The 14,462-nt window shown below is 72.3% G+C and carries 6 protein-coding genes and 2 pseudogenes; 2 read left to right on the top strand and 6 right to left on the bottom strand.

What is annotated here, in order from left to right; all coding sequences use genetic code 11:
• Positions 1–147: 147 nt before the first annotated feature.
• Both ACWDZ7_RS35855 and ACWDZ7_RS35850 read right to left on the bottom strand, forming a co-directional pair.
• Positions 148–894, bottom strand: a pseudogene (locus ACWDZ7_RS35855) (cation:proton antiporter domain-containing protein); the annotation flags it as partial.
• 595 nt (positions 895–1,489) lie between these two features.
• On the bottom strand, positions 1,490–2,920 hold the full coding sequence (locus tag ACWDZ7_RS35850) for a vanadium-dependent haloperoxidase (protein ID WP_451802934.1): 1,431 nt from the start codon (positions 2,918–2,920) through the stop codon (positions 1,490–1,492).
• A gap of 852 nt (positions 2,921–3,772) precedes the next feature.
• Between ACWDZ7_RS35850 and ACWDZ7_RS35845 the strand changes: the two genes are divergently transcribed.
• Together ACWDZ7_RS35845 and ACWDZ7_RS35840 are read left to right on the top strand one after the other, a co-directional pair.
• Entirely contained in the window at positions 3,773–4,918 is a 1,146-nt protein-coding gene (locus ACWDZ7_RS35845) for a serine hydrolase domain-containing protein (protein ID WP_451802933.1), read from the top strand.
• Between the two features lie 10 nt (positions 4,919–4,928).
• A pseudogene (locus ACWDZ7_RS35840) lies at positions 4,929–5,755 on the top strand (transposase).
• 232 nt (positions 5,756–5,987) lie between these two features.
• Here ACWDZ7_RS35840 and ACWDZ7_RS35835 read toward each other — a convergent pair.
• The 4 genes from ACWDZ7_RS35835 to ACWDZ7_RS35820 form a co-directional block, all read right to left on the bottom strand.
• Positions 5,988–7,244 carry an MFS transporter gene (locus ACWDZ7_RS35835; RefSeq protein WP_451802932.1) on the bottom strand — a complete coding sequence of 419 codons (1,257 nt, stop codon included), beginning with the start codon at positions 7,242–7,244 and terminating at the stop codon, positions 5,988–5,990.
• Positions 7,241–7,915, bottom strand: coding sequence for a GNAT family N-acetyltransferase (locus tag ACWDZ7_RS35830; RefSeq protein WP_451802931.1), 675 nt, complete (start codon positions 7,913–7,915; stop codon positions 7,241–7,243). Before ACWDZ7_RS35830 ends, ACWDZ7_RS35835 begins: the two co-directional genes overlap by 4 nt.
• A 144-nt stretch (positions 7,916–8,059) precedes the next feature.
• Complete coding sequence (locus tag ACWDZ7_RS35825; protein ID WP_451802930.1) at positions 8,060–8,263, bottom strand: MbtH family protein; 204 nt, start codon at positions 8,261–8,263, stop codon at positions 8,060–8,062.
• 131 nt (positions 8,264–8,394) lie between these two features.
• The coding region (locus ACWDZ7_RS35820; RefSeq protein WP_451802929.1) for an amino acid adenylation domain-containing protein at positions 8,395–14,462 on the bottom strand (6,068 nt) is incomplete at its 5' end.

Genomic DNA, 14,462 nt, shown 5'->3' with positions numbered 1-14,462 from the left:
TCGGGCAATGACGACTCAGCTGATCGGCGTCGGCCCTGCAAGTATCACTTCGGCGGACACCCGGTGCGCCCATGTGCCCGATCGGTGCCCGACTTCGCGTGCTGCAAGCCTTTGACCTGAGGGAACGTTCTTACCCAACCCCTACCACAGGAAGGTGGCGCCCAGCGCGACGAACCCTTCCCGGTACTCGGCCAGCCGCAGCACCGAGGAGCGGGTCCGGAAGAACAGCCAGCCCAGCAGCTTGCCGATCAGCAGCCCGCTCAGCACACCGACAACACACTTCAACGCGACGTCCTTTACCGCCCATGTGCCGATCCACTCCGCGGACCAGCCGCTGCCCGCAGCGGCAGCCAGCGCGATCGCCGCGTACGTGACAGGGAAGGCCAGGCCGTCGTTGAGGCCCGCCTCGCTGGTGAGGGCGAACCGCACCTCGTCCTCGTCGTGCTTGTCCTCGGTGGGCTCCCCCACCCGCACCTCCGATGCGAGCACAGGATCCGTCGGCGCGAGGACCGCCGCGAGCAGCAACGCGGCGGCCGGCGGCCACTCCAGCAACCACCACGCCACCGCAGCGGTCGCCACGACGGTCAGCAGCATCGTGATACCCAGCAAACGCCAGGTCGAGGCCCACAGGCGCCGGCCCACAGGCCGGTTGAGCGCCAGTCCGGCGCCCATCAGGGCGATGATGACGCAGACCTCGGTGACGTGCTCCGTCAGGAGCCGGTGCTCCACCGGGTCGACCACCGGCAACGGCAGCGGAAGCGCGTACACGACGATGCCGCTCACCAGGAACACCACCGGCAACGACACCGGCCGCCCCGCCACCACGCGGGGCAGCACCGCGGCGACCAACGCCCCCACTCCCAGCCACGCGAACACCACATCGGCAATGGTCACTGCGCTGTGTTCACCAGGCTCTCGTGTCGCTCACCCGCGGGGAGCTGCCGGCGCAGCCGCGACCGGGCAGGTCCGTCCTGTCGGGTCATCGGGTCCTGGTGAAGGGGGCGGCTCATCGGCACTCCTCAGCTTTCGTATGACTGTCATACGTCTAACCCCAAGGACCACGCCGACACCTCGCCGCAGACGATCACCGGCGTCAATCCCTCGTCTGGCCGGTACCGCCCTCGACTGGGTCTATGGCCTGGCCAACGACACGAGTCAGTCCGACTACTCAGAAAGACAGACCTCGCGTACCGCCTCTGCGTTCGAGGGGGCGAAGGTGAGGCGCGTAGGGACCATGAGCCAGGACCTCAAGGGCATGGTGCTGGCGAACCGTTCCACCTGGGAGGGCATGAAGGTCTACTAGGCCACAGACGTCCTCTCGCTACCTGCGGCCCTGCGGTACCAGCACAGGACGCGGTTGCTTTGCCGATGTGTTCCGGCTCTTCGGCTTGTCCCCACCGGGCGCGGTACGCGCCGGGCAGCCAGTCGTCGCGGTGACCGGCTGCCGGGCTCGGGCAGAGCGTCAAAGCTTCAGAGCTCTTTTGTGGCTTCAGAGCTTGCGCAGCTTGGTTGTGTAGACGTGGTTGGCGATCTTCTCGCCGAGGACCAGTCCGTCCTCGGCGTCCCACGGGAAGTGGACGCCGAGCCAGACCCGGCTCTCGGCGTCCTCGCGGGCAGCCTGACTGAAGCTGGTGAACGAGCGGGACTTGACCGGGGACTGCGGTTCATCGGTGGTCATGGTGAAGGCGATGTCGTCGTTGTTGAAGTAGCGTTTCATCACCCCGGCCCAGGAGGCACCGAAGGTGGCGTGTCCGGAGGCCCAGGCCGGGAAGCACGGGGTGAAGTTCACTCCGGCCCGCGTCTTGAGCAGAGGCTTCCACTCGCGGTCGATGCCGCTGTCGCGGATGGCGGAGACCGGCCGCCACAGGTCGATCGAGGTCAGGTACTTCACATCCCTCACCGCGATTCCGGCGTCCGCCATCGCGATCGAGACGAGTGCGAACAGCCGGGCGTTTGCGTACGTGTTGAGTTTGCGCTGGGTCGCGACCTCACGAGTGGCCTGGAGCAGCTGGCCCGGCGGCTTGTACGTGCCATCCTCGTCGTTCGCCCAGAACCAGGCCGCCGCTTCCTGCTCCAGCGTGCGGTTGATGACTGGGGTCTTGGCGGTGGGCCCGTCGGCGCCTGTCGTGCGCACCGCCTCGAGCTGCTGCTTGTACGCGTCACTGGCCAGCAGCTTCTCGTATGTGCCGTACAGGCCGGGGGCCGGCGGCCGGAACTGCGAGCCCGAAGTCAGGGCGAAGGGTTTGACCTGACCCCAGAACGGAGACACGGCCTGGCTGGCCTGGGTACAGCCGGGGTCGACCATGTCGGGGTAGCTGGTGGGTCGCCAGGCGCCGGGCTTGTTGTCCGCGACGTACGTTTTGTTGTTGTCGGAGCCGTCGCCGTTGCGGGCGTCCCGCATCTGCTTGACCATTGGCCCGACGATCGTGGTATCGAGGAGGTCGAACTCGGTCGGCTCGGTGCCGAAGCGCTCACGGAACCGGGCGTCCAGGTAGTGGGTCTGACCCGGGTAGAGCCCGAGCAGAACGTTATAAGCCGTGCGGCCGATGACCCGCTCCTCCTCGTGCGGTCCCTCGACCCACCCCGCGTATTTGTCGGCGCGGATGTAGGGCTCGGAAGTGATCTTGCCCTTCCACTTGAGCTGGTACGAGGACTCCGCGTCGTAGACGGCGGCGTTCAGCATCGCGGCGGATCTGGCCATCGGGCCGGGACCGCCGCCCTCTCTTCGTACGACCTCCAGGAGCACGTCATTCCAGTAGTGCACCGGGTCCGCGATGGTCTGCGGCGGCAGCGCCGCATGCGCCGGCCGCGGCACCGCGGTCAGCGTGGTGCCCGCCGCGGTCAGAGCCACGGCGATCACCAGGGCCCGGCGCCAGCGCGCCGTCCGCTTGTCGTTGACGGTCCGAGTGTGCATGGGCATGGTCAAACCCCCTGATCACAATCCTGATTGAGCACCACCGGAGCGGTAGCGGCGCGATCCTCGCCCCGGCGCACCGACGGCACAGACCGCTCCCGGCGGAATGTCCGACCCCGGGCAGATGCTTGTCCGAAACCCGTCACCGCCCAGGGGAAGAGCTGCGCTGAGCGGTCACACACGTCCATCACGTCAACGGCATGCCACGAAGCCGCCATTGACCGTATTCGGGCGGAGATCTCAACAGGGCGCTTCTCCCCGTAGCCACGTACGAACAACCGTGACGCTATGGAATGCCTAGCCGCTTTTCGGGTGTCACCGGTGGGGGTGGGCGGTGAGGACAATGGTCGAGAACCGATCACCCCGTCGCGCGGCGGGTGTCTTGGCTTCGCACGCTTTACGCCTCAGCAGGGATAGGCGTAGCGACGGGCCTCCCTATCTCACGCAGACCCGTGGGACGGCGCCCAGTTCGGATGCACGGCAGCCCTCAGTCGCCGACGCGTGCACGCCGACTATCGTCACGGCCCTACTGGCGCCACCTCGGTTCATCCCGGCGCGACCGCCGGCAACTCCCCTTCCTCCCGCCGTCCATGCAGGTCGACACCTGATACTCCAGCCGCAGATCGTGATCTTGCTGGTCGGGGGCCGGCCGGGGAAGGCCTCAGCATCCTTACGGGGGGTAACCCCCGACACCACCCTGACGACAGCGCATCGGTACGTGAGGGGGAAAGCCGGATGGGCCGATCCCCCCACCGCTGATGGGATGGTCGCCGATCGCCGCATTCGGGGTGACGCAGTCTCGGGCCACAGCTTGAGCGGTCCCTGAACGCCCGCAACTTGAGCACAGAAGGGGCCGCCATGCATGGGTCAAGAAGGCGTCGGCGAGGCCTGCTCGTCCTGACGAGCCTCGCTACAGCCGTCCTCGCCGCATCGAGCGCGCCCACGGCGGCGGGGCCCCGGTCGGCCGATCCGCTCCAACGGCAGGTGGAGGCGATCCACGACACCGGGGCCGTCGGTGTGCACGCCGAGGTGACGTCACCGGACACACGCGACAGCGCGTACGCCGGAACGGCCGCGATGAACACAGGGAGGCCGATGCCGCGGGACGGCAGGTTCCGGATCGGCAGTGCCACCAAGACCTTAACCGCCACGGTCGTGCTGCAACTCGTCGGCGAGGGGCGAATGTCCCTGGAAGACACCGTCGAGCAGTGGCTGCCGGGAGTGGTCCGGGGCAACGGCAACGACGGAAGCCAAATCACCGTACGGCAGCTGCTGCAGCACACCAGTGGCATCTCTGACGTCAAGCCGGAGATTCCCTCGTTGAACAGCGCGAACGGCTATCGGGCCGAGCGGTATCGCACCTACACCGCCGAGGAGTTGGTGGAGCGGGCGATGCGGAACCGACCCGTCTTCCCGCCGGGCCGTGGCTGGTCGTACTCCAACACCAACTACACCCTCACCGCCATGATCATCCAGAAGGTCACCGGCCGAAGTTGGGCAACGCAGGTGCACGACCGGATCATCCGTCCACTGAGCCTGACGGACACGACGACGCCCGACACCTTCCCCTTCATACTGGGTCCCCACGCCCGGGGCTACGCCGCGTTCGGCACCGACAGGAGCATCGACGTCACGACCCTCAATCCGAGTATGGCCGTCGGCTCCGGCTCGATCATCAGCACCGCACACGACCTGAACCGGTTCTACGCCGCGCTGCTCGGCGGCCGTCTGCTGGCTCCGGCGCAGCTCGACGAGATGACGACCACCATGCCCGCGCTCGAGCTGGGCGTGCGGTATGGACTCGGTCTTGCCGAGATTCCGTTGCCCTGTGGCGGCAGCTACTTCGGCCACCGGGGCGAACTCCTCGGCTATGTCACCTGGGGTGGCGCCACCCGAGACGGGGCCCGGACCGCCGTCGTGTACGTCACCAGTGACGGCGGCCAGGACACCCAGCAGGCCATGATCACACTCATGGGTCAGGAACTGTGCCGGACCCGCTCCTAGTACTCCAGCCGTGGTACGCGCTCTGCCCCGGCGCCGGGTGAGGGACTTGGCGCTGGGCCTGTTGTCGGACCTGCCGCGCAAGAACTGCTGGTCGATCGCCGAGTGGGCCGGGGAAGGGGGTCCGGACGGCATGCGGCACCTGCTCGGCCGGGCCAGGTGGGAGGCCGGCCGCGTGCGTGATGACGTGCGCGAGTACGTGCTGGAGCATCTGCACGACGAGGACGCGGTGCTGGTGGTGGACGAGGCCGGGGACGTGAAGCCGCGGGACTGTCCGGGCACGCGGCGTTGGACCGTGAGCTGTACATCCCGCGCTCGTGGACGTGCGGCCCGGACCGCTGCCGGGCGGCGGGCCTGAGTGAGAAGGTCCGAAGCGGGCCTGGCAGAAGCTGTCGGCAGGGGCAGGCGCCAAGGGGCCCTGCCGCTACGACTGGGCCGTCATCGACCCGGCCGAAGTGCGGCCCCGCAGCCACAGGCTGCTGATCCGCCGCGACCGCACCACCGGTGAACACGCTTGCTACCGCTGCTTCTCGCCGGCCCCGGTGCCCCTGGCCCCACTCGTCTGTCGCCGGGTCACGATGGCGGGTGGAGGAGATCTTCCAGGCCGGGAAGGGCCTGGCCGGACTCGACGAGCACCAACTCCGCCGCTTCGCCTCGTGGTCTCGCTGGGTCACCCTGGCCATGCTCGCTCACGCCTTCCTCGCCGCCGTGCGCGCCGACGAACACACCCACCATGTGCACGATGCGGCCCACCGGCTCAGCTGGGCAGCCTGGCGCCGCCGTCATCAGGCCCGAGCCCGCGCCAGCCATTACCCGAGACAAGCCGCGAATCAGACATGAAGATCACGATCGACGACTGGAGTACTGAGCATCCGATCAGACATGGTCACAGACGCCGACACACGCAAACCTCGCCCCTCGTCCCGAACGGCCACCGCGCGGTTCCATCGCCCCTCCCCAGCGCCCGCCTCGGGGACAGCGCGGGGCGGTCCCGGCCGACCCCCGATCTCCTCGTGCGAGCGGCCGACGAAGTCCCACCGCATCTCGTACACACGCAAGCACCACGGCTCGCTCAACAGACCTGGCCGGACATGCCGCGGATGCCCTTGCTGCGAGTGGCCGTCACCGCGGCGACGGCCACCAGGGCGGGGAAGACCAGCATGGCCGGTGTCGGGCTGAAGCGGGCCAGGAGGGCACCGGCCAGGGCGGGGGCGAGCGCGGCGGCGGACCCCGCGGCGAGCAGCACGCCACTGACCACGCGGCCTTGCAGGTGGTCCGGTGTGATGGCGGCCTGGTGGGCGAAGAGCGCCGCGTTCGCCGTGGGCCCGAGGAACACAGCGGCGGCCAACGGTATGGCGGCCAGCACACTGCCCGCGAGCAGCGTGCTCACCGCCATCAGCGCGGCGGTCGTCCAGCACAGCAGCGTCATCAGGACGGGCAGCCGCAACCGCCGCTGCAGCGCGGGGGCCACGAGGGCGCCGAGGAAGCCGCCCAGCGCGAAGATCGTGCCGGCGAGACCCACCAGGGCCGGAGGGACGCCCGCGTCGAGCAGGGCGAGCGTCATCGCGAAGATCATGCCGGTGAAGGCCATGTTCAGCGGCGCGGCGATCACCAGCAGGGCGCGCAGGAAGGGATGGCCGAGGAGGAAGCGCAGGCCCTGCACCGCGGAGACGGCGACCGGCTGGGCCGCCTCCTGCCGGGCCTGCTGAAGAGGCCGCCGGATACAGGAGACGGCCACCAGGGAGAGCAGGTGGCTCAGCGCGTTGCCGAGGAAGGGCAGGGCGCGACCGAGGCCGAACAGCACGCCGCCCAGCGGCGGACCGCTCAGCGAGACGGCGTACGCGCGCGCCTCGTTGCGGGCGACGGCGGCGGTGAGCTGGTCGGGGCGGACCAGGCTGCGTATCGAGGCGTGCTCCGCGGTGCTGAAGACGGCCGTGGCGGCGGCAGTGGCGATCACCACCGCGACGATCACCGGCAGGCTCGCGGCGCCCGTCGCCACTGCCCAGCCGAGCAGCGCGTACCCGACGAGCCGCAGCACATCGCAGGTGATCATCAGGCGGCGCCGGTCGAGACGGTCGGCGAGGACACCGGCCGGCAGCCGGCACACCAGGATGGTGACGAGTCCGGCGGTGCCGACGAGCCCGGCCTGCGCCGGGGAGCCGGTCTGCTGGAGCACCAGCAGCGGCAGCGCCAGTTCCACCATGGCGCCGCCGAGGTCGGACAGGCACTGCCCGGTCCACAGCAGGTTGAAGTCGCGGTTGCGCCACAGCCCCGGCCGGCCGCCGTCCGCCGTCTCGGCGGTGCCCTCGCCGGCGGACGGCCGGCTCACGCCGAGTCCCCGGCGAACGTGGTCCCGGCTGCTCCGGCCCCACCATCCGCGCCGGTCATGCCCGCGCCTGCCGCCCCGCCCGGGACCGGCTCCGCGCCGCCCGTGTCCCCGGCACTCCGCGCGTTCCCGGGCTCCGGGTTCCCAGCGGTGGGCGCCGTCCCACTCGGGTCCGTGACCGGGATGAGCAGCATTTTCGTGACGGAGCCGTCGTCGGCGACGACATCCCGGACGTGGCGGAAACCCAGGCGGCGGCAGAGGGCGAGGCTGGCGGTGTTCTCGGCGCCGACCATGCCGTACGCCTCGCTGAGCCCGAGGTTGTCGGCGGCGTGCCGGAGCAGTCCGCGTACGGCCTCGCCGCCCAGTCCGTGCCCCCAGTACGCGGGGGCGAGCGCGGTGACGAGTTCATGGCCGTCGACGTTGCCGGTGCGCTTCACCTCGGCGTGCCCGACGTAGGCGCCCGCCAGCCACAGGCCCCACACGTCGAACCGGCGCTGGGGGTAGACATCGGTGAGGATGGCGCGGAACACCTCACGCAGCTGCGGTTCGGGCACGAGGTCCTGGCCCATCCAGCGGCACACCTCCGCGTCCCGCAGCAGCGCGACGAAGAGGTCCTCGTGTTCGGGTCGGTACGGGAGGAAGTCCAGGCGTTCGGTGCGCAGGACGGGGGTCATGGCGGGCTCCTCGGAAGTGATGCCGTGCGGTGGTCGGCCGAGGGCGGTGGGGCGCCGGAACGGCGACGCGTGGGGGGAGCGGGGGCGCCGGGCCGGCGCGGGTGCGGGTGCGGCCGGCCCGGCGTGGGGGTGCGCGCGGGCCGGTCAGACTCCGGCGTTCTCCATGCGCTCGCGCAGGCTCTTGGGCCGCATGTCGCTCCAGACCTCGTCGACGTACGCGGAGCACTCGGCCTCGGTGCCCTCCTTCCCGGCGGGCCGCCAGCCCGCGGGCACCTCGATGTCCGCGGGCCAGAGCGAGTACTGGTCCTCGTCGTTGCGCAGCACCTGGTAGCGGGTGTTCTCGTCCATGTCGCCTTCTTTCGTCGTCCGGTTTTCCGTTGATCGATGAGTAGTCGAGGGGTGCGCGGTCGGGGCGCGGGGTGCGCGAGGGCCGTGCCGGGCGGTTCGCCGGGACGGTGCCTCGCGGGTGCGGAGTGTCGTCACTGGCCTCCCCGGGCATGCCGGGCGAGGTGGCGCAGGGCTTCGGCGAAGTCCTCGGCCGCCCGGCGCACGGACGCCGTGTCGTGGAGGCCCGGCCGGTGGTGCCAGGTGAAGGCGAGTCGGCCGTGCTGCACCGCGCCCACCACCTCCACCGGGTGCGAGCCGGGATCCCGCGGGTCGTGGTCCTGTCCGAAGGAGCCGTGTTCGGCGCGGACCAGGCCGCCGTCCGCCGTCTCGGGGCGCGCGTCCCACTGGCCGAGGTAGTTGAACACCACCTGGCTGTGGGCCTGGGTGCCGAGGCGTTCGCGGACCTCGGGCGGGCCGAAGGTGCGCAGGGCGCCGTAGCCGATGCCGTTGCCGGGTACGGCGCGCAATTGGCGGCGGACCGACTTCACCAGGGACCTCCAGTCGCGGTCCGGGCCGAGGCGGCCGGGGTCGGGCACCTGGACGGCGACCGGGTGGACGGTGGTGAACCAGCCGACGGTGCGCGAGAGGTCGACGCCGTCGAGCAGGTCCTCCCGGCCGTGGCCCTCCAGGTCCAGGCGGACCCGGTCATGGCCGGTCCAGCGGGCCAGTGCCAGGGCGAGCGCGGCGAGCAGTACGTCGTTGACCCGGGTGCGGTAGGCGGTGGGCGCGGAGCGCAGCAGGGCCGTGGTGTCGTCCTCGTCGAGTTCCACGCTCACCGTGGCGGCCGGTCCGCCCCCGGTTGCCGGGACCGGGTCCGCCGGGACGGGCTCGGCGCCCGCCGTCTGCTCCCAGTGCGGCAGTTCGTGGTCGAGACCTCCCTCGGCGACGTGTTCGGCCAGGCGCCGGGACCATGCGCGGAAGCTGGTGCCGCGCTCGCCCAGCGCGACCGGCTCGCCCTGGGCGGCCTGTCGGTAGGCGGTCTCCAGGTCGTCGCGCAGGATGCGCCAGGAGACGGCGTCCACCACCAGGTGGTGGGCGACGAGGAGGAGGTACGCGGGCCGGTCCGGGTCCCCGGTGAACAGGGCCGCCCGCAGGTGCGGGCCGCGGGCCAGGTCGAAGCTCGCGTGGAGTTCGTCGGCGGCCTTCGCCATCGCCGCGTCGGCGTCCTCGGCGGACAGACCCGTCAGGTCGTGACGTACGAGGCGACGTACGAGGATGTCGTCGCCGGTGGCGGGCGGCGGGTTGAACTGCCGCCAGCCATGCTCGTCCTGGGTGAAGCACATGCGCAGGGCGTCGTGGTGCTCAAGGAGGGCGTCGAGCGCGGCGCGCAGCGCCCGTGGGTCGGGGCGGCCGTCGAGTTCGAGGAGCGCCGACTGGTTGAAGTGGTGGTGGGCGGCGCGGGGTGTGGTCAGGAACCACTCCTGGATCGGGGTGAGCGGTACCTCGCCGGTCACCGGGCCTTCGGCTGAGCGCCGGGGCGCGGTGCGGACCACGGTGGCGAGTTCGGCGACGGTCTGGTGCGTGAACAGGTCCCGGGTCGCCACGTGCAGTCCGTCGCGGCGCATCCGGGAGACGACCTGCATGCTCAGGATGGAGTCGCCGCCGAGCGCGAAGAAGTTGCCGTCGGCGCCGACCTCCTCGATGCCGAGCACATCGGCCCAGATACGGGCGATACGACGTTCGGTGTCGGTGCGCGGCGCGGTACGCGGGCCATCGGCGACCTGGGCGGGCCCGGGTGCGGGCAGCGCCCGCCGGTCGGTCTTGCCGTTCGGGGTGAGCGGCAGCCGGTCGAGGGCGACGAAGACCGACGGCACCATGTGCGGGGGCAGCGTCCCGGCCAGGTGCAGCCGCAGTTCCCCGACGGGCAGCGCGGTCCCGGACGGTTCGGTGCCCGAGGAGCCGGTTCCGGCCGGTTCGGGGAGGGCGGGTGCGGTGGCGGGCGATTCCCGATGCGCGGGTGCGGTGATGGGCGGCTGTGCCGGTACGACGTAGGCGACGAGCCGGGCCGGTGCGCCTGGCCCCTCCCCCGCGCGGACGACCACGGCCGCGTCCCGCACCAGCGGGCTGCGCCGCAGCGCGCTCTCGACCTCACCGGGCTCGATCCGGAAGCCGCGCAGTTTGACCTGGTCGTCGGCGCGGCCGGCGAACCGCAGGCGGCCGTCGGCGGTCCAGCGGACCAGGTCGCCGGTGCGGTACATCCGCTCCCCCGGCGCGCCGAACGGGTCGGGCGGGAACCGCTGGGCGGTGAGTCGCGGCCGTCCCAGGTAGCCGCGGGCGAGGCCGGGCCCGGCGATGTACAGCTCGCCGGTCACGCCGGGCGGTACGGGACGCAGAACGGCGTCGAGCACGTACACGCGAGTGGCGCCGGACGGGCGGCCGATGGCCGGGGCGCCGGTGCCCGGGGTCAGCGGACCGGTCCAGGTGGCGACCACGGTGGCCTCGGTGGGGCCGTAGGAGTTGACCATGCGGCGGCCCGGGGCCCAGGTGTCGACCAGGTCGGCCGGGCAGGCCTCGGCGCCGACGATGAGGGTGCGCAGGTGGGGCAGGGCGGCGGCGGTCTCCGGCGGCAGCGTGGCCAGTGCCGCCGGCGGGATCAGCGTATGGCTGACACGCCGTTCGGCGAGCACCTCGGCCAGCCGCTCCCCGACCAGTGGCCCTTCCTCGCCCGTCACCAGCGCGGCCCCGCTGAGCAGGGAGACGCACAGTTCGAGGACGGACGCGTCGAAGCTCGGAGAGGCGAACTGGAGGACCCGGTCGCCGGGGCCCGCCGCGTACTGTTCGGCGGCCGCCGCGGCGAAGGAGGCGAGGCCCCGATGGGTGACCACGACGCCCTTGGGCGTGCCGGTGGAGCCGGAGGTGTAGATGACGTAGGCGGGGTGGGCGGGAGTGAGCGTGGTGGTGCGGTCGGCGTCCGTGAGTGCCGTGTCCGGCCCCTCGGTGGACCACACCTCGGCCGGGTCGTCGAGGACCAGGTGGGCGCCCGCGTCCCGGATCATGAACTCCCGCCGCTGCGGCGGGTAGTCGGGGTCCACCGGCAGGAAGGCCCCACCGGCCTTGGTGACGGCGAGCTGCGCCACCACGGCCGCCGCCGAGCGCGGCAGGGCGAGGGCCACCACGCGCTCGGGTCCGACGCCGTCCCGGACGAGCCGGTGGGCCAGCCGGTTGGCGGCCCGGTCCACGTCGGCGTAGGTCAGCTCCCGGTCGCCGTCGATCAGCGCCACGGCGTCCGGGGTGCGTGCCGCCTGCCGTTCGAACAGGGCGGGCAGGGTGGCCTCGGGCACCGGGCGGAAAGTGCCCCGGCCTTGCTCCAACAGGTTCTCCCGCTCGTCGTCGGAGGCCAGAGGCAGCGCGCCGAGCGGTCGGCAGGGGTCCTCGACGACGGCGTGCAGCAGCGTGCCGAGCTGGCCCGCCATGCGTTCGGCCGTGGCCGCGTCGAACAGGTCGGTGTTGTAGGTGAGCAGGGCGTGCAGCTCGCCGGAGTCGGTCTCGGCGAACTCCAGGGTGAGGTCGAACGCGGCCTGGTCCGACTCCGGTTCGACGTCGGCGACGTCCAGGCCGGGCAGGTCGAGGGCGACGGCCGGGGTGTTCTGGAGGACGACCATGACCTGGAAGAGCGGGCTGCGGCTGGTGTCGCGGACGGGCTGCACCTCGTCCACGACCCGTTCGAACGGCACGTCCTGGTGGGCGAAGGCGTCCTGGACGGTCTGCCGTACGTCGCCGAGGAACGCGGTGAAGGGCCGCTCCGCCTCGGCCCGGGAGCGCAGGACCAGAGTGTTGACGAAGAAGCCGACGAGGGCCTGCGTCTCGGGCCGGTCGCGGCCGGCGTTGACGGTGCCGACGGTGATGTCCTCGCTGCCGGAGAGCCGGGCGAGGTAGCTCTGGGCGGCGGCCACGAGCGTGGTGAACAGGGTGGTGCCGTGGTCCCGGGCGAGCCGGGTGAGCCGTCGGGCGGTCGGGGCGGGCACCACAAGGCGGGTGGTCGCGCCGGCGCTGGTGCGCACCGGTGGCCGGGGCCGGTCGGTGGGCAGCTCCAGCGGTGCGGTGTCGGCCAGTTGCTCCTTCCAGTAGGCGAGGTGCTCGTCGGTCTCGGTGTCGCCGGTGGTGCGCTGCCAGTGGGCGTAGTCGGCGTACTGCACCGGAAGCGGCGCCAACTCGGTTTCCACTGCGCCACGTTCGGCGCGGTAGAAGTGCGCGAGGTCGCCGAGCAGGACGGAGGTGGACCAGCCGTCGGTGACGATGTGGTGCAGGGCGAGGGTGAGTACGTGGTCGTGTTCGGCGAGCCGGAGCAGGCCGGCGCGCAGCAGCGGACCCTCGCGCAGGTCGAAGGGGCGGACGCGTTCCTCGGCGAGCAGGCGGCGCACGGCCGGTTCCCGCTCCCCCGCACCGAGCCGGGACAGGTCGTGAACGGGCAGCGGCACGTCCTGGGGCGGGTGGACGCGCTGGATGCCCTGTCCGTCGACGCTGTCGAAGGTGGTGCGCAGTGACTCGTGCCGGGCCACCACGGCGCCGAGGGCGGCGCGCAGCGCGTCGGTGTCCAGGGTGCCGCGCAGCCGCAGGGCGAGCATGGTGACGTACTCGGCGCTGTCGGGCTCGAACTCGTGCAGGAACCAGAGGCGTTGCTGGGCGTGTGACATCGGTGCGGCCGCGTCGCGGGCGACCCGGACGAGCCCCGGGCGGCCGGAGCCCCGCCGGTCGCCGAGCAGGCGGGCCAGGGCGGCCGGTGTCGGGTGGGTGAAGACCGCGCGCGGTGTGACGTCGGTGTCGAAGGCCTCGGCGAGGCGGGAGGCGAGCCGGATGCTGAGGATCGAGTCGCCGCCGAGCTGGAAGAAGTCGTCCTCCACGCCGGGCGGTTCGCTGCCGAGCACCTCGCCGAAGACGTCCGCCGTGCGGCGCTCGGCCTCGGTGCGGGGCTCGGCCCGCTCGCGGCCCGGCACGTCCGGCACGGCGTCCGGCGCGGGCAGGGCGGCCCGGTCGACCTTGCCGTTGCGGCTGAGCGGCAGAGCGGTGAGCGGGACGACGGCGGTGGGCACGAGGTAGTCGGGCAGGGCGCGGGCGGCGAACGCCCGCAGTCGCTCGCCGTCCTGGCCGGCCGGTCCGACGACGTAGGCGACGAGCCGCTTGGCGCCGGGGCGGTCCTCGCGGGCCAGGACGGCCACGTCGATGACGTCCGGGTGGGCGGCGAGCGCGGCCTCGACCTCGCCGGGCTCCACCCGGAAGCCCCGGATCTTCACCTGGTCGTCGGCGCGGCCGAGGAACTCGACGGTGCCGTCCGGGCGCCGCCGGGCCAGGTCGCCCGTGCGGTACATGCGGGCGCCGGGAGGACCGAGCGGGTCGGCGAGGAAGCGGGCGGCGGTGTCGCCGGGGCGGCCCAGGTAGCCCCGGGCGACGCCCTCGCCGGCCAGGTACAACTCGCCCGGACAGCCGGGCGGTACGGGCCGCAGCCGGGCGTCGAGGACCAGCGCCCGCATGTCGTCCAGCGGCCGTCCGATGGGGATCGTGCCGGGCACCGCCGCAGGGTCGGTGAGGGCGAAGGAGGTCGCGAAGGTGGTGGTCTCGGTGGGGCCGTAGCCGTCCACGACGGTCAGGCCGGGGCAGGCGTCGAGGACCCGGCGCACGGCCTGTGCCGGTACGACATCACCGCCGGTCCACACCTGCGCGAGGCCGCGGAAGCAGTCGGGCGCGTCCTGGGCGAGCAGCCGGAACAGTCCGGCGGTCAGCCACAGCGCGGTCAGTCCGCCGTCGGCGGCGAGTCGGCGCAGCGAGGCCGCGTCGACGCTGCCGCCCGGGGCCACGACCACGCAGCCGCCGTTGAGGAGCGGTGCCCACACCTCGAAGGTGGCGGCGTCGAACGCCACCGGCGAGTGCAGCAGCACGCGGTCGCACACCCCGCCGGTGAACCGGCTGTCGGTGGCCAGCGCCGCCACGTCCCGGTGCCGCACCGCGACCGCCTTGGGCACCCCGGTGGACCCGGAGGTGAACATCACGTAGGCGAGCCGGTCGGGGTCGGCGGACGGTGCCGGCTTCTCTACGGGCGCCGCGTCGGCGGGTTGGGCCGGCGACGCCGACTCCTGCGCGCCTCCCGCGCCGTGCGCGGAGGCCTGCGGCTCCGCCGCGACGGGCCGCGCGGGCGGCGTGTGCGGCTCCGTGACCCCGGCCTCGT

The organism is Streptomyces sp. NPDC003032, assembly GCF_053591415.1.
The sequence above is the reverse complement of the archived record's forward strand: the minus strand, read 5'-3'. Positions and strand labels throughout refer to the sequence as shown.